The sequence below is a fragment of the Candidatus Scalindua japonica genome, from assembly GCF_002443295.1.
Taxonomy (GTDB): Bacteria; Planctomycetota; Brocadiia; order Brocadiales; family Scalinduaceae; genus Scalindua; species Scalindua japonica.
In genome coordinates, this window is the sequence record NZ_BAOS01000044.1 from 1 (window position 1) to 23006 (window position 23006).

The 23006-nt window shown below is 39.1% G+C and carries 17 protein-coding genes and 5 pseudogenes; 9 read left to right on the forward strand and 13 right to left on the reverse strand.

All coding sequences use genetic code 11. From position 1 onward, the window contains the following. The first annotated feature begins 569 nt into the window (after nt 1-569). A complete protein-coding gene (locus SCALIN_RS20030; RefSeq protein ID WP_096896238.1) occupies nt 570-770 on the forward strand; it encodes a cold-shock protein in 201 nt (66 codons plus the stop codon). A gap of 156 nt (nt 771-926) precedes the next feature. Next, nucleotides 927-1811: a hypothetical protein gene (locus tag SCALIN_RS20035; RefSeq protein ID WP_133112098.1), complete on the forward strand. Its 885-nt coding sequence runs from the start codon at nt 927-929 to the stop codon at nt 1809-1811. 134 nt (nt 1812-1945) lie between these two features. Here SCALIN_RS20035 and SCALIN_RS20040 read toward each other — a convergent pair. Continuing rightward, nucleotides 1946-2149 (reverse strand): annotated as a pseudogene (locus SCALIN_RS20040) (IS66 family transposase); the annotation flags it as partial. Nucleotides 2150-2601: 452 nt separating this feature from the next. On the opposite strand from SCALIN_RS20040, the gene SCALIN_RS23235 reads away from it, so the two are divergent. After that, entirely contained in the window at nt 2602-4107 is a 1506-nt protein-coding gene (locus tag SCALIN_RS23235; RefSeq protein ID WP_133112100.1) for a hypothetical protein, read from the forward strand. 63 nt (nt 4108-4170) lie between these two features. Here the strand turns inward: SCALIN_RS23235 and SCALIN_RS21820 are convergent, their stop codons facing one another. After that, on the reverse strand, nt 4171-4356 hold the full coding sequence (locus tag SCALIN_RS21820) for a hypothetical protein (protein WP_133112102.1): 186 nt from the start codon (nt 4354-4356) through the stop codon (nt 4171-4173). An 894-nt stretch (nt 4357-5250) separates the two neighbouring features. Between SCALIN_RS21820 and SCALIN_RS20050 the strand changes: the two genes are divergently transcribed. Further along, a complete protein-coding gene (locus tag SCALIN_RS20050) occupies nt 5251-6858 on the forward strand; it encodes an efflux RND transporter periplasmic adaptor subunit (protein ID WP_162532433.1) in 1608 nt (535 codons plus the stop codon). Further along, entirely contained in the window at nt 6851-9961 is a 3111-nt protein-coding gene (locus tag SCALIN_RS20055) for an efflux RND transporter permease subunit (RefSeq protein WP_096896217.1), read from the forward strand. The genes SCALIN_RS20050 and SCALIN_RS20055 overlap by 8 nt, the downstream gene beginning before the upstream one ends. A gap of 35 nt (nt 9962-9996) precedes the next feature. On the opposite strand, the pseudogene SCALIN_RS24275 reads toward SCALIN_RS20055, so the two are convergent. The 5 genes and pseudogenes from SCALIN_RS24275 to SCALIN_RS24215 all read right to left on the reverse strand — a co-directional run. Then, a pseudogene (locus SCALIN_RS24275) lies at nt 9997-10149 on the reverse strand (hypothetical protein); the annotation flags it as partial. 12 nt (nt 10150-10161) lie between these two features. Beyond that, nucleotides 10162-10867, reverse strand: a pseudogene (locus tag SCALIN_RS24210) (sigma 54-interacting transcriptional regulator). A 22-nt stretch (nt 10868-10889) separates the two neighbouring features. Beyond that, nucleotides 10890-11075, reverse strand: coding sequence for a hypothetical protein (locus SCALIN_RS22460; protein WP_162532436.1), 186 nt, complete (start codon nt 11073-11075; stop codon nt 10890-10892). A gap of 600 nt (nt 11076-11675) precedes the next feature. Beyond that, nucleotides 11676-11828 (reverse strand): annotated as a pseudogene (locus SCALIN_RS24280) (hypothetical protein); the annotation flags it as partial. 12 nt (nt 11829-11840) lie between these two features. Next, a pseudogene (locus SCALIN_RS24215) lies at nt 11841-12546 on the reverse strand (sigma 54-interacting transcriptional regulator). Nucleotides 12547-13162: 616 nt separating this feature from the next. Here SCALIN_RS24215 and SCALIN_RS20080 point away from each other — a divergent pair. Beyond that, on the forward strand, nt 13163-15586 hold the full coding sequence (locus SCALIN_RS20080) for a fused MFS/spermidine synthase (RefSeq protein WP_162532437.1): 2424 nt from the start codon (nt 13163-13165) through the stop codon (nt 15584-15586). A 158-nt stretch (nt 15587-15744) separates the two neighbouring features. Here SCALIN_RS20080 and SCALIN_RS20085 read toward each other — a convergent pair whose 3' ends face one another. From SCALIN_RS20085 to amrS, 5 genes are all read right to left on the reverse strand, one after another. Beyond that, entirely contained in the window at nt 15745-16131 is a 387-nt protein-coding gene (locus SCALIN_RS20085; protein ID WP_096896221.1) for a CBS domain-containing protein, read from the reverse strand. A gap of 24 nt (nt 16132-16155) precedes the next feature. After that, nucleotides 16156-16500 (reverse strand): P-II family nitrogen regulator, encoded by a 345-nt coding sequence (locus SCALIN_RS20090; protein WP_096896222.1) that lies wholly within the window; start codon nt 16498-16500, stop codon nt 16156-16158. Nucleotides 16501-16667: 167 nt separating this feature from the next. Further along, the gene (locus tag SCALIN_RS20095; RefSeq protein WP_096896223.1) at nt 16668-17468 is read right to left on the reverse strand and encodes a DUF1538 domain-containing protein; all 801 of its coding nucleotides are present in this window, start codon (nt 17466-17468) and stop codon (nt 16668-16670) included. 30 nt (nt 17469-17498) lie between these two features. Further along, on the reverse strand, nt 17499-18236 hold the full coding sequence (locus SCALIN_RS20100) for a DUF1538 domain-containing protein (RefSeq protein WP_096896224.1): 738 nt from the start codon (nt 18234-18236) through the stop codon (nt 17499-17501). A gap of 148 nt (nt 18237-18384) precedes the next feature. Next, nucleotides 18385-19521, reverse strand: a complete 1137-nt coding sequence (gene amrS / locus SCALIN_RS20105; RefSeq protein WP_203415592.1) for an AmmeMemoRadiSam system radical SAM enzyme — start codon at nt 19519-19521, stop codon at nt 18385-18387. 217 nt (nt 19522-19738) lie between these two features. Between amrS and SCALIN_RS20110 the strand changes: the two genes are divergently transcribed. The 3 genes from SCALIN_RS20110 to SCALIN_RS20120 all read left to right on the forward strand — a co-directional run bounded on the left by SCALIN_RS20110 (nt 19739) and on the right by SCALIN_RS20120 (nt 21297). Continuing rightward, nucleotides 19739-20305, forward strand: a complete 567-nt coding sequence (locus SCALIN_RS20110) for a hypothetical protein (protein ID WP_096896225.1) — start codon at nt 19739-19741, stop codon at nt 20303-20305. Between the two features lie 130 nt (nt 20306-20435). Further along, on the forward strand, nt 20436-20870 hold the full coding sequence (locus SCALIN_RS20115; protein WP_096896226.1) for a hypothetical protein: 435 nt from the start codon (nt 20436-20438) through the stop codon (nt 20868-20870). A gap of 34 nt (nt 20871-20904) precedes the next feature. After that, nucleotides 20905-21297 carry an amino acid-binding protein gene (locus tag SCALIN_RS20120; protein ID WP_133112108.1) on the forward strand — a complete coding sequence of 131 codons (393 nt, stop codon included), beginning with the start codon at nt 20905-20907 and terminating at the stop codon, nt 21295-21297. A gap of 354 nt (nt 21298-21651) precedes the next feature. On the opposite strand, the gene SCALIN_RS20125 is transcribed toward SCALIN_RS20120, so the two are convergent. Next, nucleotides 21652-23001: a bifunctional folylpolyglutamate synthase/dihydrofolate synthase gene (locus SCALIN_RS20125; RefSeq protein WP_096896228.1), complete on the reverse strand. Its 1350-nt coding sequence runs from the start codon at nt 22999-23001 to the stop codon at nt 21652-21654. Nucleotides 23002-23006 lie beyond the last annotated feature (5 nt).

The window sequence follows — 23006 nt, forward strand, 5'->3', positions numbered from 1 at the left end:
CAAAAATTGAATGTTGATATCGAGGTTCACACTGTCCCTTGTCATTGAGCGTCTAAAATAATTCGAGCCTGTTCTAACATCCAATGTTATCAGGATAATAAAAAAGTAAAACGATGTTTTACCATAATTAGAAAATATTGATTCTACGATGCCAGATAAACTATGTTGAAACGTAAAATATAGCAACAACTAACTAAAATAACCCTTTTAATATTGAAACACTACTGCACTAAAAATGTTTCAATAGAAAAGAAAAGATAGCATTTTTTGTCTTCAAGGAAACTGGGGCATATCTCACCTTTTTTATTAATGTAATAAATGATTTGAAACACGTTTTTAAAGAAAATTATTTTAAAAGCTATATTTATAAAACAATAATTTCTCGATTTTAATTTGTTCACGTACATTATTTTTTCTTGCTTTAATGAATAATGTGTGATAACGTTTATTTAGTTGGTTGTTACGTCGTTCAATATATATATGCTTATATAAAGGCTACAAGGTTTCCGATCTTGTGGCCTTTTTTTATTTTTATACCTTTTTACTATATAAAGGGGGTGATTTTCAGTATGCAAAATGGAACAGTTAAGTGGTTTAACGATTCAAAGGGGTTTGGTTTTATTACTCCGGAGAATGGGGAAGATGTCTTTGTTCACCATTCCGCAATCCAGTCTGATGGTTTTAAAAGCCTTTCAGAAGGAGACCAGGTTGAGTTTGACGTCGAACAGGGCGAAAAGGGTAGTAAGGCCTCAAATGTTGTCAAAATATAAATATATAATAAAGCATACTCATATATTTTATACTGCATAATCTATCGAAAGAGAGTTGTACATAATAATTAATATAGAGATGTTGTAAATATTATTGTAATGGTAACGTAGAAGCCCCCGATATCCATGAAAGGGTATCTGGGGCTTTGTTTATATATGCAGAGAATAAAGAAAACATTTTATATCATCCTTATTGCACTTGGCCTTGCAATCATTCCGGCAGGATCTTTATTGCCTGTGTTTAACATATATACTAAGCAGGCATATGCCTCGGCACCTAAAATATCTACTGAAGTTCAATCAGCAATAACCAAAATTAAAAATGAACAGACATCGACAGGGAGTATGGTCTCAGAACATTTAAACGTCAAAGAAAATGGACAAACTACAGTAAAGATGCTGGAAATCCCTGAACAACAGCTATCAGACATTATTGAACAGTGGAGACAACTTGGGCATAAAATCAGTGAGTATACTATTAATAATAAAGAGTTTATAAAATATTTAATCAACAAAGCCGATATTAAATCATTCAGCTATATGGCAAAGATCCCTATGCTCTACTTTCTTGTGAAAAACGAAATAGCAGAACCATTATTATATGGTGGTGTGATAAAGAAAATTTTTAAGAAAATATCATTTCCCGGATGGTTCACAATTGCAGGTGTAATAGATGCGCATGGTAATTATGCAAGGGGTTATGAACATCTGGGCACACAGAAAGAAGTGCTTATAGGTTTGTTTGAGGGGGTTTTATCTAAAACGGTAAAAGGCAGCTATACGATTATTGAACTATATACGGATGAAAATGGGGAGAGAAAAGGCCGGTTTAAGTTCTTTGAAACCTCTGAGCAGACAAATCCTACACTATCACAGCCCATTGATGCTATGGCAGCATTTGTATTAATCTACTTGAATCTGGTACAAGAGAACCCGGGAGATATTGGTGTGAAAAGAGATCTTACAATACCTATTGTTCAAAGATTATTAACAAAAGCAGAAACACAACATAAAATTACTGCTTTTCATCTCAAGAAATGAAAATTGAAGTAAGTATATCTCGACGCCACATCTCTGACAACCTGGCCAGTAATATCCATGCGCACCTGGTGTTTAATTACTACAATGGGTAGCGTCTGATATTGTCAAATAAGGGGTCTTGAAGAGGATTCTTCCAGTTCACCACCCGCAGTATTTACTGTCTTATTTATCTCACACAGCAAAGCTTTCATCAGTTTGCTCCAGTTTTGGTTATCTTGTTCAGAGCTTCTCTCCAGTTCTCTTAAATGATGACTATTGCATAGTGCGTGAAAACTTCCATATTTATAATAAGCCTTATAATAATCATGGCAAAGTATTCCAATGTAAAGCGGAAGTACTCTCTTTCATCTATTAACTCGCCAGAAGCTAATGCATACGTCTGAAAAGGTGGAATAACAGAAACCATTGAGATTACCTGGACCTTCTGTTTTCATGCGTATTTCCTGTCAATAAAAATTTATTTTTTGTACAAAATAATAGTATCCAGATTAGGACTGGGAATAATTACGCTCAATAGTTACGATTATATTTTAATGTCAACTGGTGCCGGGCATGATACACAGTTTTTCGCAAGATTGCACCTTCAAGTATGATATTCGTCCCCAGTGTCGATGGGATAAGCCATGCCTCTGACGAGTGGACTCATTGGACAGATGTGGAAAAAAGTGCTAATGTATTATTAAATATTCTGTTGTCAATTGACAGTCTGTGATTTTCGCACAATCTTTATGCGTTGATCAGGGGTAGGGCTTTAAACATCAGTTAACAAATTATAAGGAGTGTATTACCTATGAAGAAATCTATATTTATTAGTGTGTTCTCTGCTTTTCTGTTTAGCATTAGCTGCTTTGCAGAAGAGCCAAAAAAATCTGGAGATTTCAAAAAGACTCAGTTGGTATGGGATCAGCTATTTGACAAAATTAACGAAAGACTTTCAAGTCTTGAGAGAGTTGTAAGAACAGAGAAAGAGCAACAGCAGGAGTTTAATAGTAAAATTGATAATAACCTAAATAATTTAATAAAAACCGTGAATGAAAGGATCGATAAGGTAGAGAAAACAGGTTCGATTCTTGAGACAAATAATATTGCAGAATCTTTTAAAAATACAATAGATATATTAAATAAGAAGACATCAGCGATGGAGAAGAAAGTTGAGGATTTAGAAGTTAGCGTTACTACCATTGAAAAGATATATCATGTCTCTCAAAAACCATTAGAAACCTTGATGAAGGTAATAGATGAGCAAACGGCAGTTATTAATGAAATCAATAAGAGGCTGGAGAAACAGGAAGAAATGCTATTGGCAATGAGAAAAGTCCCTGAGGATAGAGCTACACACAGTGAATCAGAGAAAGAACCGAAAACTGTAGCAACCGGTTTAGAAGAAAAGGCAGTGACATTGCATGAGACGGAAAGCAGAACAGAAAAACCAGATACTAACAAATCTGATATCGGAATACCTTCAAAACCGGAAGAAAGCATTTTTATAAATAATGTCCGTTTGGGGTCTACTAACACAACTACAAACATAAGCGGTGAAATAATAAACAAGTCTAACGAAGATTATAATGTTTCCAGCTTTAAAATAAATCTTTATGATAAAGATGATAACTTGCTGAAAAGCATTGACAGCGTCATAACAGGTTTAAGGATTGGGAGTACACAGAAATTCGTTGAATTAATAATCGGGGTTGATAGAGAAAGCATTGCGCGATATGTCATCTTATTTCACGATACCGAATTAACTACCTATCAAGAGGAAAAGAAGGTGCAAATAGCAGAAACTAAAATAAAAAAGGAAACAAAGGAAACAAAGGAAACAAAGGAAACAACGGAAGCAACGGAAGCAACGGAAGCAACGGAAGCAACGGTAGCAACGGAAGCAACGGAAGCAACGGAAGCAACGGAAGCGGAAAAAGAACCGGATCACCCGTCTACCAGAGAAAATAGAGTTGAAATGGTTAAAATGACTCAGGATGAAGACGAAGAATTTAAGCCTATCGGCAATGATTTTTATTTAGGAAATGTATCCATTACTGAATTCGGTTCTTCAACTACCATAAAAGGGAAGATAAAGAATAACTCAAGGAATAGTATCTCGAACGCATTATTTGGTTTGAAAGTATTAGGACAGGAGGGTGAAATAAAATTTGAGACAGATTTTACTGTCCTGAATATAAACAGTAATGAAGTTAAACCTTTCGAACAAATAATAATCGGTCTTCATCCGTCAGAAATCTCAAATTATGAGATTGAATTCAAAAACCGGTTAAAAGTTGAAGGACAGGCAATGTAGTTAATCAGCTCCTGGTGAAACATTCTGCTGTTTAGTAAGAATGTTAACTCTACAAGCAATGGGTTATAGTGTGTGAGCTTGTGCCGAGGAATAAGATGACGAAGGGATTCCGGTATCGCCCATATTCTCCAGCAATGCATTTCGAAAGGTAGAAGCTGGTGAAATCCTGTAAGGAGTGGCCATTTTGTGGTCAGAATTAACAATGGGTATGGTGAGCAAATTACCATACCCATTGTTTAACTGCTGCAAATACTCTCTCCTTCATTTTTTATTTATCTAGTATTTAATAGATGTATGATCTTAAAGATTTTTAAATCATTGTTTTATGTTTTAAAAGGCACTTGACATTTTTTGCACTATGGTTATTATGATAATTTGTTGTATGTATAGAAATATTTCGGAATTTTACTATTACATCTATGACGTTAAATCGAGTTAGCGTGTTCAAAACATGTTTAGTCTTAATATTATGCATTACAATTTTTCCGGAAGTTGTTTTTTCGTGCACAAATAGTTGCAATGATGTAGAAATAGGCTCTGATTCATCTGAAGGTGCAAATTCTTGTAACGAGCATAACTGTCCAATAATTCCAGGTGCGCCTTGCCAACAATGCTCTGTTTGTTATACTTTTTCCTCTCTTTACACAAATTTATCACCTAGTATTATTTTTCATTTCAGCAATTCATCCCAACTTTTTTCAATACCTGAAAATATTCTTTATAAAAGACTGATTGCAAGAACTCTGTTTCGCCCCCCTCAATCAATTCTTTAGTCAATCCATTTTTATTCAAGCGATTTCCTTTTTAAGCTACTACCAATCTCACAAAATAGTTTATCAATGATTGTGTATATAGCCATGGAACATCTACACAAATAGTAAACTATTTTTGCAGCTTAAGTAATAGTATGCAATGAGTTTTTAAGGATATTGCTGACATAACTTAACAGAGCACGGCGAGCATAAATATTAAAAAAAAGGTAATTGCTCAATATCAAGTGGAATATTATACAGTTTAACGATAGTGTCAACTGCGGTGGTAACATCACTTTATATGCAGATAGTTCTCCATTCGTTTAATTGTAAAGATTTAAGTTTTTTTCAATCTTTATATTTGAAATTTATTCATACAGGTATTAATAAAATGAAAAACAAACAACGTCTGATAAGCAGTGTGTCTTATTTATCAGGGATTATTTTTTTAGCATTGCTTTTTATACAAATTAAATCTATGAACTGTTACGCAAATGAAGCTCACAATAAGCAAACGGAAAGTGTTGTCCGAGACCCAAATCGATTATGGTGTAATGAACACGGTGTTTACGAAGACGAATGCCTTATTTGCCATCCTGAGTCAGGTTCAAATATTAGCAACAAAGGCAGTGTTCTTCCTTCAGAAACTGAGAATAAGGATGAATCACCTGCTAAACACCAGGTAGAAATGTCCAATTGCTGTTCAACGCCAGCCAGCAAAGAAGAAAAGACCAGTCGCAATCCAAAACGATTGTGGTGTAATCAACATAATGTTTATGAAGACGAATGTTATATTTGCCATCCTGAATTAAAACCCAATAAGAGCGAAGTACCATCAGGAGAACTTTATTGTGAAGAACACAGAGTGTCTGAGCAGGAATGTGGTATATGCCACCCTGAATTAACAGATTCGCTGTTACCCGGCAAAGGCTTAAAGGTCAGACTGGAATCTACAGAATCTGCAATAAAAGCAGGTGTGGTTACTGCTTTTCCGGATGAAGATAAACCTTCTTCCACTCATAGTGTTCTATGTCAAATTACCTACAACATGAATCACCTTGCTCGTATAACACCTTTAACGTCAGGAGTCATTCGAAGAGTTCTTGTAGATATAGGTGCATATGTATCTAAAGATGATATCCTGGTCGAGATTGCCTCTCCTGAAATCGCAAATGCAAAAGCAGATTATCTAACTGCTCTGACAAACGAAACGTTAAAGGAGTTAGTTTATAAGCGGGAAAAAGGGCTTTTTGGAAAAAGAATATCTTCACAACGTGAGTATCAAGAAGTGCAGGCAGAATACCAGGTGGCCACAAACAACACCAATACAAGACGTCAACAACTTCTCAATTACGGATTTACAGAAGCAGAAGTTAAAGAGATAGTTGAAACCAGGTCAAGTTCTTCTATTCTTCCTATCCGCGCCCCATTTTCAGGAACGATTATTGAGAGAAGTGCTGTTACAGGCGAAGTAGCCGATCCAGGTAATACACTTTTCTCACTGGCAGATTTATCTACAATGTGGCTTGAAATTTCTATCCCGGAATACATGTTATCGTCTTTCAAGGTCGGAGATACCATTGAAGCAGATTTTAATAGTCTTCCAGAAATCAAACTGCATGGGGACTTAATCTGGTTGGCTTCTAACATAGAAGAAGAAAGCCGGATGTTAAAGGCTCGCGCAATGGTAAAAAACCCCGATTCTCTTTTAAAACATGGGATGTTTGGTCAGGTTTCACTTCTATCAGAACAATTCAGCAAAGTGTTGTACTTGCCTGTTGAGTCTATACAGCGGTTCAATAAAAAGTCTTTCCTGTTTGTTGAGCTATCGGACGATCTTTATGAAATTCGCAGGGTTGTACCTGGTAGCAGAAAAGATGAAAAAATTGAGATTATTGAAGGAATCTCGATTCATGAAAAGGTAGTTGTTACAGGTAGTTTTACATTAAAATCAGAATTCCTCAAGTCTCGTCTGGGGGAGGGTTGTGTGCATGAATAGAATTATAGAATTCTCTCTTAAAAACAGGATGCTTATCCTGATACTATTTGCTGTATTCATTGGTATCAGTGTTCGTGCTGTTATGCACACACCTATAGATGCATTTCCTGACACTACTCCTGTACAGGTTCAGATCAATACAGTTGCGTCTAATCTTAACCCCTCGGAAATTGAACAACAAATTACACTGCCAATTGAACTAACCATATCCGGTTTTTCAGGTCTTATTAACGTGCGCTCTATATCAAAGTTTGGCCTGTCTCAGGTTGTTGCAACATTTGATGACAACACTGACATTTATGATGCCCGTCAATTCATTATAGAACGACTCATCAGCGTTGATCTGCCTGAAGGGATAGATCGTCCGCAGTTGGGTCCCATCTCCACGGGGCTTGGAGAGGTTTTCCATTATCTTCTGAAATCTTCAAATCCTGACAGGACACTTGATGAACTCAGAACCCTTCATGATTGGGTTATAAAGCCAGAACTTCGCAAGGTACCTGGTGTGGCGGAAGTTAATTCCTGGGGCGGTTTTGAACGACAATACCAGGTTATCGTTTCTCCTGACTCTCTGGTTAAATACAATCTAACGCTTAGCAATGTGTTTGAAACACTTGTTCAAAATAATAATAACGTGGGTGGTGGTCGGGTTGTATCAGCAGGGCAATCCCTGCTCGTGCATGGTGTGGGCAGGGTGACAACAATCGAACAGATAGGAAATATCGTAGTGAAAGCATACAAAGGTGCTCCGGTTTACATCAATGACGTGGCAGATGTAATAATTGGACATGAAATTCGAAGAGGAGCAGTAACTGCTCAGGGTAAAGGTGAGGTTGTTCTGGGACTTGGTTTCGCTTTAATGGGTGAAAATAGCAAAAAGGTAACTGAAGGATTAAAGAAGAGCCTTGAGGATGTTCGTAAGTCCCTGCCAGAGGATGTAAAGGTGGAAATTGTTTACGATCGCACTGATCTTATATTTAAGGTAATCAGCACCGTAAAGTATAATCTGGTTTATGGGGCAATACTTGTAGTTTTTGTATTATTCCTGATATTGGGTAATTTTCGAGTTGGTTTGCTTGTCGCAATCGCAATTCCAATTTCAATGCTTTTTGCCATGTTCGGCATGTATGAATTTTCTATAGCTGCCAGTCTGTTAAGTATGGGGGCTATTGACTTTGGTATTATCGTTGACGGTTCTGTTGTAATGACAGAAATAAATATGCGAACATTAAACGAGAAACAACGGCATTTGGGAAGGCCATTAACAAATATGGAACGTATTCAGAGCATATCTGAATCCGGCAAAGAGGTTATCCGTCCCATTGTTTTCGGCATGGGTATTATCATAATCGTCTTTCTCCCTATCTTAACGCTGGAAGGTATTGAAGGCAAGATGTTCAGGCCAATGGCATGGACATTTATCTTTGCAATGATGGGGGCTCTGGGAATTGCAATATTTCTCTCGCCCATATTGTCATATTATTTTTTACCGAGAAAACCAAGGGAAAAAGAGAGTTTTATAGAGCGCATCTTAAAAAGGGGTTATATTGCCGCGCTTACCAAGATTCTCGGGTGGAAATATGTACTATTCTGCACTGTATTTTTTTTGCTGATAGGAGCTGCCTTTATCGGAACCAGGTTGGGAGGTGAGTTTATACCAAAACTGAAAGAAGGTTCAATCGTCATTAACACTATACGACTGGCTGGAGTATCAATAGAGGAGGCTGCTGCCTACAACACCCGCATTGAAAAACTCCTTCTTGAACTTTTTCCAGACGAAATCAAAGATGTATGGAGTCGTATTGGAACAGCCGAAGTTGCTACAGATCCAATGGGCATAGAACTTACAGATATTTTTATCTCGCTTAATCCCAGAGACCAATGGAAACGCGCAGGAACTCAGGCAGAGCTGATCAATCAAATGGAAAAAGAACTTGAAGACCTGCCTGGTGTAAATATGATTTTTACTCAACCCATTGAAATGCGCATGAATGAGATGGTCTCCGGCATAAGATCAGACGTGGGTATTAAGATTTATGGGGACAACTTTGAAGAACTGGTTTGGCTCAGCAACAGGGTGCAGGAAATTCTCCAGAGCGTCAAAGGAGTTTCAGATATCGCCGGAGAGCAGATTACCGGACAGCCTACCCTTCAGGTATTGGTAAACCAGGATCAGATTGCAAGACACGGTATTGCGGCAAGCAACGTGCTTAATCTTATTAAAACAGTTGGCGTTCATCAGATCGGCGATATCTTTGAAGGACAGAGGAGATTTCCACTTGTAGTCAGGTTGCCGGAAAAACAGCGCACAGATGTCAATGCCCTGGCGAACACACTGATCCCCACTGAATCTGGACAAATCTTGCCACTTCGTAATTTAGCTGAAATCAGAGAAACAGAAGATTATTCAACCATAAATCGTGAATGGGGGCGTCGTTTAATAAAGGTACAATGCAATGTCAGGGACAGGGATATAGCCTCTTTTGTGCAAGATGCACAAGCTCGTATTGAGGACGAATTGGATTTGCCTGAAGGATATGTAATCGAGTGGGGAGGTCAATTTGAACATCTTGAACGCTCCAGAATACGCTTTATGATTGTTGTACCAATAGCACTATTACTAATATTTTTAATGCTGTTCTTCAGTCTGAAAAATCTTGTTGATGTATTTATTATTTATACAGGGATTCCCTTTGCGTTTATAGGTGGTGTTTTTGCTCTATGGGGAAGAGATTTGCCTTTCAGTGTAAGCGCGGCTGTTGGTTTTATTGCTTTGAGTGGTATTGCCGTTCTTAACGGTCAGATTTTGGTATCCACTATCAGGATGTTAAGAAAGGAGGGTCTTGTTTTAGATGAAGCTGTTAAGGTAGCAGCCAGACAACGTTTACTTCCTGTAATGGCAACGGCAATCACTGATGCGGCAGGTTTTATACCAATGGCTATTTCAACCGGTGTTGGAGCCGAAGTTCAACGACCACTTGCTACAGTGGTAATTGGTGGTGTAACTACTTGCACTTTGCTGACATTGTTCGTACTTCCAGCATTGTATATTACCATTGGAAAGTATTTAAGGAAGGGGATTAAGATACATAACTCTGCATAAAATTCAATGATAATATTAGTTACAGGAGTCTGGAGTTAGTACCCAAGGTTGCTCCTGAAAGAAACTGATCCCTTGTGATGTTTGTGTAGCCTGTCGATGAGTGTTGGTATATCACAGATTTCAATAGTTGGTGTGGTGGCCAGAATAACTGCCTGAATAACCATATTTTTCAATTCACACCTGTTTCCAGGCCAGGCATATTACAGAAATTTCTCTATCACTTCAGAGGAAAACCCTACTAATTCTTTGGAGAATTCTGTACTCGCTTTTTCCAGAAAATATTGACTCAGTAGGAGCAGATCGTCAATCCGATCTCTCAGAGGAGGGAGTATAATACGGAATTGGTTCAGACGATAGTAGAGATCTTCTCGAAACGTACGATTGTGTACATTGTCTTCCAGTGATATGTTAGTAGTGGCGATTATTCTAATATCAGCGTGTTTACACTTTGATGACCCGACGCGTCTGAATTCGCCTTGCTGCAGGACTCGGAGTAGTTTTCCTGTAATTGTGGCGTTGTCTCAACTATTTCATCAAGAAATAATGTACCCCCTTCTGTTTCTTCTACCAATCCATGTTTTCTGTAGATGCCTCAGTGACGGCCACTCGTTCATGGCAAAAAAGTTCGCTCTCAAGGAGTGTCTCTTTGAGAACGCCACAGTTTATAGGGACAAAAGGGAAGCTGGTCCTGCTGCACAGTTGGTGAATCGATCTTGCAATGAACTCCTTCCCGGTCCCACTCTCTCCGGTAATAAGGACTGATGATTTTGTCTTTGATACCAACCGAACGAGTTTAAGGACTTCATTGATTTTATCAGAATCTCCAATAATTTCCGGAAAATCAGTTCGTTGCTTTGTGCGTTTTGGAATGTAACCTCCATCCTGGTCCTGGATCACAGACCTCATACTTTTGAGGAGATGTTCCGTCTCAGTTTTGATTTGCTCCAACGGTTTTTTTTGACAGTTCTCTGAGCTTCTTTTGTTCTCTCCTGATACGCTCAACTTTTGCGTCCAGTTCCTGAAGATTACTGGACTTTGGATTGATCTTTGCTCCCCCATCACCAACGTTGAGCTTTTGTATTTTTGTGGCTAATACAGATGATGTTCTGAACACCTGCTAATGGACTCGCTGAGACCCCTCCCGTTGAACCACCGTAAAAGGTAACAAGCCCTTTAAGGAATTGTTTTTTTGGATGGAATACTCACTCGTTCACTTTTCATCGTGATGAACCATACTGAGATATCCGTTTGGTGATGGGCCCTCCCCCCCCCCAACTAAAGGGAATGAGAACCGCTCCCCCCCTCTTTTAATTCTCCAAGAAAATGTATATAGCAACTCCCACAAAGAACTACTGGTTTTTCTCGAAAAAAATTATCAATTTTTTTGGAGTGTTTTTTACGCGACCGACATATTGTATTGAATAAAAAAGGGAGGTTGGTGCAGGCTGTATGGTAGGCGACTACACTATGAAATGAACTCCCGTGACGCACACCCTCTCTCCGGGTGGAAACGAAAGATGCATTGGTCTTCTATTCCTATGCGAAGACGGCGGAGGGAATTCAATGCCTGACTCCAGAAACTCAAATATAACGGAATATAGCGCAGTTGTCTATTCCAGATCTCGATTACCATTGGAAAGTATTTAAGGAAGGGGATTAAGATACATAACTCTGCATAAAATTCAATGATAATATTAGTTACAGGAGTCTGGAGTTAGTACCCAAGGTTGCTCCTGAAAGAAACTGATCCCTTGTGATGTTTGTGTAGCCTGTCGATGAGTGTTGGTATATCACAGATTTCAATAGTTGGTGTGGTGGCCAGAATAACTGCCTGAATAACCATATTTTTCAATTCACACCTGTTTCCAGGCCAGGCATATTACAGAAATTTCTCTATCACTTCAGAGGAAAACCCTACTAATTCTTTGGAGAATTCTGTACTCGCTTTTTCCAGAAAATATTGACTCAGTAGGAGCAGATCGTCAATCCGATCTCTCAGAGGAGGGAGTATAATACGGAATTGGTTCAGACGATAGTAGAGATCTTCTCGAAACGTACGATTGTGTACATTGTCTTCCAGTGATATGTTAGTAGTGGCGATTATTCTAATATCAGCGTGTTTACACTTTGATGACCCGACGCGTCTGAATTCGCCTTGCTGCAGGACTCGGAGTAGTTTTCCTGTAATTGTGGCGTTGTCTCAACTATTTCATCAAGAAATAATGTACCCCCTTCTGTTTCTTCTACCAATCCATGTTTTCTGTAGATGCCTCAGTGACGGCCACTCGTTCATGGCAAAAAAGTTCGCTCTCAAGGAGTGTCTCTTTGAGAACGCCACAGTTTATAGGGACAAAAGGGAAGCTGGTCCTGCTGCACAGTTGGTGAATCGATCTTGCAATGAACTCCTTCCCGGTCCCACTCTCTCCGGTAATAAGGACTGATGATTTTGTCTTTGATACCAACCGAACGAGTTTAAGGACTTCATTGATTTTATCAGAATCTCCAATAATTTCCGGAAAATCAGTTCGTTGCTTTGTGCGTTTTGGAATGTAACCTCCATCCTGGTCCTGGATCACAGACCTCATACTTTTGAGGAGATGTTCCGTCTCAGTTTTGATTTGCTCCAACGGTTTTTTTTGACAGTTCTCTGAGCTTCTTTTGTTCTCTCCTGATACGCTCAACTTTTGCGTCCAGTTCCTGAAGATTACATGGTTTGGATATCCAATCTGAGGCGCCTGCCTTAATTGTACCAAAAAAATCGTAGTTATTGGAGTAGGCGGTACAAATGCTTTCCTGAATAGTGTTATAAGTCCTGATACCTGTATGTCTATTACAAATTTATTATCGGTGAAGATAAAAAAAAGATTAATCTTTTTTTGTAATTTTAAATGACATGCGTAATATATTAAAATAATATCTGGTATTCTGGATGTTCGAAAGAAATAAAGAATCCGGGAAAGATGTTAGTTTGACACCGGAGTCCTCACGAAAGTCAAAAAAATGTCTTCTTTTTGAAATCTTCTCAAAAAGCCATCGGTAGCTTATGACCGGGGAAAGTCCTCGGTGCTTTTTGTCTGGGGACGAGAGGAGAATATCCTTATTTTCATAAGGAGTCTATTTTTTTTCCTTGCACTCGCAAGGAATTCAGAATTCTGAACTGGAGTCCTCACGATAGTGAGGATGCAATACTCGGAGAAAGAGATGATTCGTGAAAACATGGCGCGGTCTTACATTTTGTTTTCTATGGTATTTGTCGGATGTTATGCGACGATTGCTCAGATATTAATAATTCGGGAGTTTCTTGTTGTTTTCTTTGGAAGCGAACTATGTATTGCAATTATCCTTGGTACCTGGTTCCTTGGTATTACGTCTGGTGCGGCAACAGGGGGAAGGATTACAAACAGACTTAAGGTTCGCCTGTCTCCTTTTATTGTTGTGCTGGTACTGATGTGTCTGATGCTTCCTCTGGAATTGATCTTAATCAGGGTATTAAGGCTTATCCTCAATGTGCCGCCAGGTCAGTACATTCCTCTGTTGTCATTGCTGATTTCGTCAATATGTATCATCACTCCATTCAGCTTCACTATTGGATTAATTTTTCCCTTAGGCTGTAAGGTGATCAGGGGGTTTACACGTGATTCCGCTTCCGACATCGGTTTTGTATATATTCTGGAAGCCATTGGCAGTCTCATAGGCGGTCTTCTATTTACTTTCGTGCTTGTTACCAGGTTCCCGCCATTAACGATAACACTGATTTTCAATTGTATTCTGTTTTTGAATATATTCCTGCTCCTTCTGCTTTTCGATAAAGGAATATTTAAGAAAGCAGCAGCTTTTGCTTCTCTTTCACTCTTTGTTATTATTTTCATTTTACTGGTATCGAGTGTAGTCAGCAGAGTCGATAATTATTTTATCAATGTAAGGTGGAACTCTTCAAACCCTGATATAAAACTTCTGGAATCAACTGATTCACGGTATGAGAATATTGTAGTTGGTGTGAGAGATGGCCAATACAGTGTGTTTGGAAACGGTCAGTTTAATTTCTCTTTTCCCGATGAATATGAGAATGCCCAGATTGCTCACCTGGTAATGACGCAGCATCCTGATCCGAAGAGAGTATTGTTGATAGGTGGTGGATTGGGTGGCTTGGTCCGGGAGATGCTGAAACACCCGATTGATGAGTTAGATTATATTGAACTGGATCCCGCATTGATAGAATCAACAAAGAAATATTTACCTTCCGAAGAGAAAGAGGTTTTGTCAGATAAAAGGGTAAAAATAATTCACGCGGACGGGAGATATTATGTTAAGAGAACAAGTGGCAGGAAGAAATATGATTTAATATTTGTAAATGTGCCGGACCCATCTACGGCATTCCTTAACCGGTTTTATACCGTACAGTTTTTTCAGGAGGGGATCGATATACTCGCGGACAACGGTGTATTTGCGATAGAGATATCGTCTGCGGTTAATTACTTCGGAGAAGAGGTGGGTAATTATACCGGCTCTATTTACCAGTCTCTGCGTAGCGTATTCCCCCGTGTAATCATCTCTCCGGGACAGATTAATTACTATTTTGCGAGCAATTCATACGACACCGTCACATTCGATATTGGGACATTATCTAAACGTTATGTTAAGCGCGGTATCAAATCTGAATATTTTTCTGAGTACATATTTGAGACTCTTCTGCCTCCAGAGAGAGTTGCGTTTGTTGCCAGCGAAATTGAGAAGAGAAAAGGACTCAGAGTGAACACCGATACAAGACCTGTTACCTATTTCTTAAATATCATGTTATGGGACAAGCTTACCGGCAGTAAATTGGGAGGTGTTCTTCAATGGCTCAAGGCAAGTCATCTATTAACATTTCTGATTCCTGTCTTTGTATTCATTGTCTGCCGGTTTGCATATGTTTCTGCTTTCAGATGTGGTCCTGATGTTCAGTTGAGATTCAACAGTATAGTCGCAATTGCAACAACCGGATTTGCCGGAATGGCACTTGAAATTATACTGATATTTGCTTTTCAAAATATTTATGGATATCTTTATGAGAACATAGGGCTCATTATTGCGGTGTTTATGTCTGGTCTGGCTCTGGGAGGTGGGATCAGCAACAGATTGATAATACAAAGCACATCAGGGAATATTCTTAACAAATTAAACATTATGCAATATTTTTTTGATTCTAAGACACGGAACCACAAAGAAACTCATATTGATTTTGGTAGGCAGAAAGAGATGAACTGGATAAAGATTTTCATTTTAATAGAATCCGTTATCGTTATATTTGCCTGCATCATGCCTTTTGTCCTGGATCAATTCTCTTCTATGTTAATTGATTCTGAGTATCGATTCATGATACTGGTAGGTATAACCGGTGTGCTTGTGGGTCTGGAATTTCCGATAGGAGGCAAGCTGTACCTAATGCATAAAGGGGAGTTGGGGGTAACCGCAGGTACGATTGACAGCGCAGATCATGCGGGCGCATTTATCGGGGCGCTGTTTACAGGTGTGATTTTCATCCCTCTATTCGGCATATCCGGCTCATGTATAATAATAGCAGCGCTGAATCTGATGAGCCTGCTTTTCTTCCTGCATCTTTACTGTCAGAAGAGGAAAAACTGAAAAATAGTTTACCGCAGAGTGGAAAGAAAAGCCATCTATTGTCGAACACCGCTTCCTGGACCTCACAGTATCAATGATTATATCGGGTTTGTAAGTCCCAACCTGCAAAAAAATGGTATTCCTGGATGGTGCGTTTTTATACACGCCTTTTGACTGGTTTACAGTTCCCTTCCTTTCCAGACCATTCCCATCAGGGACACCATACCAACCAGTTCACAATTTTCCATAACCGGTGCCCAGGATACATTGAAGTTTGTAAGATAGCGAGCGGCGTAATGGACCGGCATGTTCGCGTCAACTGTTAAAACCGGTTTAGACATGATTTCATAAGCGTGGACATCCTCCAGACGTTTTCCTGCCGCAAGAATCTTTGTTGCTATGTCTCTCAGTGTAATAAGACCATACACATCTTCATCATTCCGAGGCCTAACCAGTATAGTTTGAATGTTTTCATCCTTCATTATGGTCAGCGCGTCAGATACCTTTGTAATTCCATGAATATTAACTACATACGAATACATAACGTCTCTAACTCGTTCTATCATTTCTTTCTCCTTGCTTTCTCTGTTTTAAATATATTTTTCCTGTGCTGCCTTTTCAAGGGCCTCCATCTGACTCTCTGTTCCGATGACCCGGTCAACAGTCCAGGAGAATGCCATACCACGTCCTGTCTTAAATTTGCCGGATTCGTATATGGCATCCATGATAGAGTTTGCGTGGAAGTCCTCTACGATAAACAGAAGAACTTCACGTTGCTGGTCCATTTGCAGACCAAAAAAGGTTTTTTGTTCACGAATGCCTTCTCCTCTGGCATTGAGTATGGTAACGCCTGTAGCTCCCGCCTCTTTTGCCGATGATATAACCGCATCCTGATGTTCCTGTTCAACCATTGCTATTATTACTTTAAAACGCATATATTTCTCCTTCATAAAAAAATAAATTAAATGTAATCACTCTAAATTTGTGTTTATGAACTTCAATGTTATAACACTTCGACTTTGCTTAGAAAGACGTCATCCTGAGCAGACTCGAAGTCAAGCCTTTCGCCGCGATGGCGATTTAAACTTGGTGAAATGAGTGTCTATACTTTTACTCTCCTGCTCCTTTTTACAATCCATTCTGATGTTATACCATAACCAAGTACCGTTATAATCGGGAATAGAGATGCGAAGGCTATAAGTCCAAAAGCGTCAACAATGACAGAACGTCCGGGTACGTTAGACGCCAGACCAATCCCGAGAGCCGCGACAAGCGGCACGGTCACGGTAGATGTGGTAACCCCTCCGGAATCATAAGCCAACGGAATAATCATCTTAGGGGCAAAGTATGTCAGGCAGACGACAACCAGGTACCCTGCTACAATATACCAATGAAGGGGGGAGCCGGTAACGATCCTGTAGCAACCGAGTGAGATGCCGATTGCCACACCAAATGCTACTGCCAGACGAAGTCCCCATGGTGATATGGCTCCCGTTGAAACATCCTTAGCCTTGAGGGCTACTGCTATCAGAGCAGGTTCTGCTATCGTTGTAGAAAAACCGATGCAGAAGGCGAATAGATACGTCCAGAAATATAGTGTAGGATGTACAGTTTGGGTTCTGTCGATCTCTTTAAGAATGGCAGCGTTTCCCTTAGCCAGAAAATAGAAATTGGTCAATTGCCTCGACATAGTCTCTCCAAGAGGAAAAAGCCCTTCTTCCAACCCGATCATAAATATAGCCAAACCTACAATTACCAGGCAGAACCCATAAATTAATCGACCCGGACGATCAATTTTTTTTCTGATAATGACCAACTGAAAGAAGACAATTACTCCTATAATCGGAAGTACATCCTTCAGTGTGCCAAGCAGCACTTTCGCTGAGTGGTATAATAGTTCCATCTGTTTGTGTTATTGTAAAAAAATAAATAATCAATAAATAATAAACCCGTATAGCATTACAAAAAATATGGGGGTCAAGCTTGCAAAGGCTATCAGTCCAAAACCATCTACTATGGGATTTCTTCCTCTTATGCAGGAAGCAAGGCCTACACCAAGAGCCGCGACTAAAGGCACGGTAATTGTTGATGTTGTAACACCTCCGGAATCATAAGCTATTCCAACAATTTCTTCAGGTGCAAAGGCTGTAATAATAGCAACACCAATATATCCTATGATAATGAACCACTGGATTGGCCAGCCTTTAACTATACGAAAAACCCCTATGGAAATTGCTAACCCAACTGAAAATGCAACAGTTATTCGAAGCCCTAACGCATAGTTCGCTATGGATTTACTTGTGTGTTTAATGGCATTTGCCTCAGCCGCTATTTCACCGGCTTTTTTTGAAACTGCTATAAGGGCAGGTTCAGCAATCGTAGTGGAAAAACCGATTGTAAATCCAAAAATGAGTAGCCACCAGATGTTCCCCTTGGCAGAAAACTGGAAGGCCATCTTTTCACCAAGTGGAAATAATCCAATCTCCAGGCCCTGAATAAAGAGGAACAACCCGACTAAAACAAAGATCATGCCTGAGATAGTAGCGGCAAGGTCCGGAAATGGCTGCTTAATAACAAATAGCTGAAAGGATGTAACAACAACCAGGATCGGGAGGATATTCAAAAAAACACTGAAGATATTTTTAGCTAATGTTATAAGAAATTCAATCATGGTAACAGGTTGTTAAGAGGTTTGAAGTGAGCTAAAGTTTAAAGAGACTAAAGTTAGTGAACATGTTTTTTTTCTTTTTAACCTACATTATAGTTTTTATAACTTAAGGCACTTTAGTTCACTTAAGTCACTTTAAATTTGGTTGCGGCTAATCCGCACTTTGCCAGACTCCAGGTATCGGATGTTTACAGTTTCCGCATTCATTCCCATTCAGGGAATTCTGAAGAATATGGTATCCTACTCTTTTAATGACTGTTTTCTTACAGCCGGGACAGTACGTACTCTCTCCGGGATGACCCGGTACATTGCCGGTATAAGGAAAGTTCAAACCCGCTTCCAGCGCTATATTTCTCGCCTTTTCCAATGTCTTTGTAGGGGTAGGGGGAAGGTTCATTATCTTGTATGTAGGGTGAAAGCGTGTGAAGTGGATTGGAACATCAGGACCAAGGTTTTTATTTATCCATTTGCACATATCCCTGAGCTCTTTTTCGCTGTCATTCAGTGTTGGTACCATGAGCATTACAACTTCGAACCATATGCCTGTCTCTTTTAATGTGATGAGAGTTTCAAGTACAGGCTTCAACTCACCACTACAGGTTTCTTTATAGAATTTTTCTGTAAACGCTTTAAAATCTATTTTGACAGCACTCAATTCCCTGCATAATTTCACCAGAGGTTCTTTCTTTATGTATCCGTTAGAAATCATAACACTCCCAACGCCTTCCTGCTTTCCGATTCTGGCGGTATCATACATATATTCATAGAAAACCACGGGTTCGGAATATGTGTAAGCGATAGTATCACATTTTCGCTCTCGGGAGAATTTTACCACTTCTTCAGGTGTGATTTTAATGCTCTCTATCTGCTCTGGACGGAATTGGGATATTTGCCAATTCTGGCAAAATTTACACTCTATATTACATCCTGCTGTCGCAATCGAATATGCTTTTGTACCAGGCAGGTAGTGGAACAACGGTTTCTTTTCAATGGGATCAGCGTTTAAAGAACATACGCGGGAATGGACCAGAGTATAGTATTTACCATCTTGGTTTTCCCTCACACCGCAATAACCTCTTTCAAGATCAGCGACCTTACAACCTCTGGGACAGAGTTCGCACTCTACACGCATCTCAGGAAGTTGCTTATAGTACATTGCCTCTTTTGCCGAAAACTCTTCCTTTGACTGACCTGAAGCATTAATTGTAGATACGAACGGTAAGTAGCCTGTGCATAGTGCGCAAGTACCTGTAATGCTTGTCTTTATAAATCCTCTTCTTGTGATCAAATTATTACCCCGTCTAAGATTCTATTTTATTTGATACATAAAGTCAAGTTGCATGTAGCGTCTCTAAGAATTTCTAAGTATATATTCTAACATCATTTGTTGACAGTATATTATCAAAGTGATACACTTCTTTAATATTATTTTGTACTTTATAAATCTACGTATTTAATGTTTTTTTCTGTGACAAAATATTATTGAAAGGAGGGTTTGAGGAAGGATGAAGAAGAGTGTAAGTTATTTCATATACTTACTGGGTTTGATTATATGTGTTACTTTTTCTGGTGTCTCTTATGGCATTGAATTAAATCCGATTGAAGAACGAATAAATGATACAATTAAACTTGGCGAATCAAATCCGGGTAAGAAGATATTTGAGACTGATCTTGTAAAAGCTGCAATCTTTGGTAACTGGCCAAATTATGGCGGTGGTCTGATAAAAACCAAACTGGTTAACCTTGCCGTAGTGTCAGCTATGACGAGAAAGGCAAGAAAGACTTTAACAAAACAAGACGCTTTGGGGATGATGGGGTCAGACGTGCTTACAATCAGTTATAGAGGCGGTGAAGATGTTTTCAAGATTAAAATGAGCCAGAATGGAAGAGAAATTGAACCTGTAAAAATGGTGAGACCTAATCTTGAGAGGAAAGGTGTAAAAAACCACGTAGTTTTCTATTCAGTAAGTTTTTTGTATACAAAACTCAATCTTGAGGAAAAAGCTACAATTTTGGTTTTAAAGAATTTTGGGGACGAGAAGCATGTAGTGGATTTTTCAAAAATAAAATAATTTGTGCAGTTAGAGTGGTTTCTGATTCTGGTTTCTACACACCGGTAATATTTCTTTTAGATAGATAGTAAATAAGCTGTAGCGAATAAATGTTTGTAGATAGTTGGCTTTTAATAAGGCCTGGTGATAAATGAAAACTAATAAATATATACTGGTATTTCTTGTGCTTGTACTGTTTTCTGTTGGTTGTATGAGTACGAATTTTGCCAGGATATCCAGTAACGAGTATCCACAAAGGAGCGATAGCGTTGTGATTCCGATATCATCGGGAGGTTCTGATTCGGTTTATGAGAGAATTGGAGTCGTTTTCGTTTTTGGGAAAGATACATTAACAGAGAAGATTATAAATAAGAGCATGAGGGACCAGGCGGTAAAGGTGGGCGCTGACGCAATAATTTATGCCAGGTATAAAGATATTGAAACTGACAGATATTTTGAATCTTTTGGCAGCGCCTTTGTAGATTTTGATTGGGCAAAGAAACAGGGAACAGGCAATTGGTTGATGAAAGGGAGGCCCGTAGGAGCGGGGCTTGTCATTAGTTACAAAGCTTCACAAAAAAAATAATAAGAATTCTAACATCAATAAGGAGCGAGATGAAATGCCAATCGTAAAACAACTAACAATTCTTCTTGAAAACAATCCTGGAGCACTGTCAAACGTATGTTCTGATCTGGCCGGTAAAGATATAAATATTTTAGCGATGTCTGTCCTAGATACAATAGATTCGGGCCTTATTCGAATGGTAGTTGATGATCATGAGCACGCGGTAAAAAAGCTTGCCGATTCAGGGCTTAATGTTATTGAAACAGAAGTATTATCACTTGAAATGTCACATAAACCGGGGACCCTGGCAGAGATCACAAGGCAGCTTTCTAAAGCAAAGATAAACATTGAATATGCGTATGTCAGCGTCCCACCCGGTGAGGGAACCTCCATAGGAATTTTCTGGGTTTCAAACCTGAAAAAGGCATCAGAGATATTGGAGCCGTGAGTGTTATTCGTTAGATTGTCCAGGGATTTCTATTATTAATCATGGTAAAATCCAGCGTCATCAGGTCAGGTTTTTGCATATTACAAAACTAATATTCTAAAACTGTCATTCCCGCCGGCAATCCGTTCGCCAGCCCGACAGGGCTGTTATGACGGGGACGGGTAGCTATTCGGGCGGCATGCTTTAAGCTGGAATATAGATTAAAACGAGCCATCTGGATACCAGATAAAGGAATTCTGGTATGACAAAATTTGTGTGAAAAAGATGGTTGTAAGGAATTGCTCATGAGGTTGTGGTTACTTATTGACAATCTGTACGAGGACAGGTTATAGCAGCACTTGATACAATAAGAAATTAATAACTTTCTTTCACTTTGCCAGCCAAAAAGAAAGATCCGGTTATACAGATCAGGTCGTCTCTCTCTGCAATTCTCCGGGCCTCTTTCAATGCTTCATCGATATCTTCAATTACCATTAGATTGTTCTGAGAGAAACGTTTTGCCTTAATAGCCATCTGTTCAGGCTCTGCTTCGCGAGGGTTGCCCGTTCTTGTAAGAATTAAAATGTCAGCGATACATATTATCTCTTTTAAAACACCTTCAATGTCCTTGTCTTCAGATAAGCCTATTACTAAAACTATTTTATTGTAAGAGAAGTTTTCCTGTATTGATTCCCTCAATATTTTCATTGATGCGACGGTATGTGCTGTGTCCAGTACTATTAACGGGTTTTCTGATATTACCTCAATCCTTGCCGGGCACCTGACATTTTCCAGCGCATTTATTACTATTTTATTCTCAGCTTGTATTATACCGGTTTCAGATAAAACCTCCAGGGCTCCTATGACTGAAGCACAGTTCTCTGCTTGATGCCGTCCGATAATGGGTAAAAAGATGTTTTTGTAGATATTGTTCTCTGTCTTTATTTCACACTCTGTGCCATAAACCCCTTTTCTCTTGGCCACTTTAACATTATTTATCAATATATCATCTCCGACGATATACAATCGTGATTTTTTGTCTAAGCATGTGTTTGAGATAACGGCTTGAGCTTCAGGTTCCTGTATTGATGAGACAACGGGGACACCCTCTTTGATTATCCCTGATTTTTCATATGCGATCTTGTCTAAAGTCTCTCCCAGTCTGTCTGTATGGTCATATCCAACAGGAGTTATGATAGAAACTTCAGGTAAAATAATATTTGTTGAGTCAAGCCTTCCACCAAGTCCGACTTCCAGAACCGATATGTCCGTTTTCTCTCTTTCGAAGAAGAGAAAAGCTATTGCAGTGACTATTTCAAAGAACGTCGGCATAAGAATGGGGTTTTCAAGCATTATTCGATCGATATACGGTTTGAGCATATTTATTAATTGTACAAACACCTCTTCTGAAATCATTTTGTCATTCACTTTGAATCTTTCACCCAGATATACAAGATGGGGTGAAGTAAAAAGGCCCACTTTCAGGCCAAGCGATTGCAAAGCAGAGGCAATGATTATGGCCGTTGATCCCTTGCCTTTGGTTCCTGTTATATGAACCGCTTTTCTCTTTTTATGAGGATTTCCCACAGATGACATCATCTCTTCCATCCTGTTGAGGTCAAATGTGGAAGTATCGTATTTATACTGTGTAAGTTTCTCGTAATCTATGGTCTGTAATAAGAACTCTTGTGCCTGTTTATAGGAATTAAAAACGTTTTGTTTCATAGAAT

What these genes read in the sequence shown, in the direction of transcription:
- SCALIN_RS20030 (WP_096896238.1), top strand. Translation starts at nt 570, where the DNA reads ATGCAAAATGGAACAGTTAAGTGGTTTAACGATTCAAAGGGGTTTGGT.
- SCALIN_RS20035 (WP_133112098.1), top strand. Translation starts at nt 927, where the DNA reads ATGCAGAGAATAAAGAAAACATTTTATATCATCCTTATTGCACTTGGC.
- SCALIN_RS23235 (WP_133112100.1), top strand. Translation starts at nt 2,602, where the DNA reads ATGAAGAAATCTATATTTATTAGTGTGTTCTCTGCTTTTCTGTTTAGC.
- SCALIN_RS20050 (WP_162532433.1), top strand. Translation starts at nt 5,251, where the DNA reads ATGAAAAACAAACAACGTCTGATAAGCAGTGTGTCTTATTTATCAGGG.
- SCALIN_RS20055 (WP_096896217.1), top strand. Translation starts at nt 6,851, where the DNA reads ATGAATAGAATTATAGAATTCTCTCTTAAAAACAGGATGCTTATCCTG.
- SCALIN_RS20080 (WP_162532437.1), top strand. Translation starts at nt 13,163, where the DNA reads ATGATTCGTGAAAACATGGCGCGGTCTTACATTTTGTTTTCTATGGTA.
- SCALIN_RS20085 (WP_096896221.1), bottom strand. Translation starts at nt 16,131, where the DNA reads ATGATAGAACGAGTTAGAGACGTTATGTATTCGTATGTAGTTAATATT.
- SCALIN_RS20090 (WP_096896222.1), bottom strand. Translation starts at nt 16,500, where the DNA reads ATGCGTTTTAAAGTAATAATAGCAATGGTTGAACAGGAACATCAGGAT.
- SCALIN_RS20095 (WP_096896223.1), bottom strand. Translation starts at nt 17,468, where the DNA reads ATGGAACTATTATACCACTCAGCGAAAGTGCTGCTTGGCACACTGAAG.
- SCALIN_RS20100 (WP_096896224.1), bottom strand. Translation starts at nt 18,236, where the DNA reads ATGATTGAATTTCTTATAACATTAGCTAAAAATATCTTCAGTGTTTTT.
- SCALIN_RS20110 (WP_096896225.1), top strand. Translation starts at nt 19,739, where the DNA reads ATGAAGAAGAGTGTAAGTTATTTCATATACTTACTGGGTTTGATTATA.
- SCALIN_RS20115 (WP_096896226.1), top strand. Translation starts at nt 20,436, where the DNA reads ATGAAAACTAATAAATATATACTGGTATTTCTTGTGCTTGTACTGTTT.
- SCALIN_RS20120 (WP_133112108.1), top strand. Translation starts at nt 20,905, where the DNA reads ATGCCAATCGTAAAACAACTAACAATTCTTCTTGAAAACAATCCTGGA.
- SCALIN_RS20125 (WP_096896228.1), bottom strand. Translation starts at nt 23,001, where the DNA reads ATGAAACAAAACGTTTTTAATTCCTATAAACAGGCACAAGAGTTCTTA.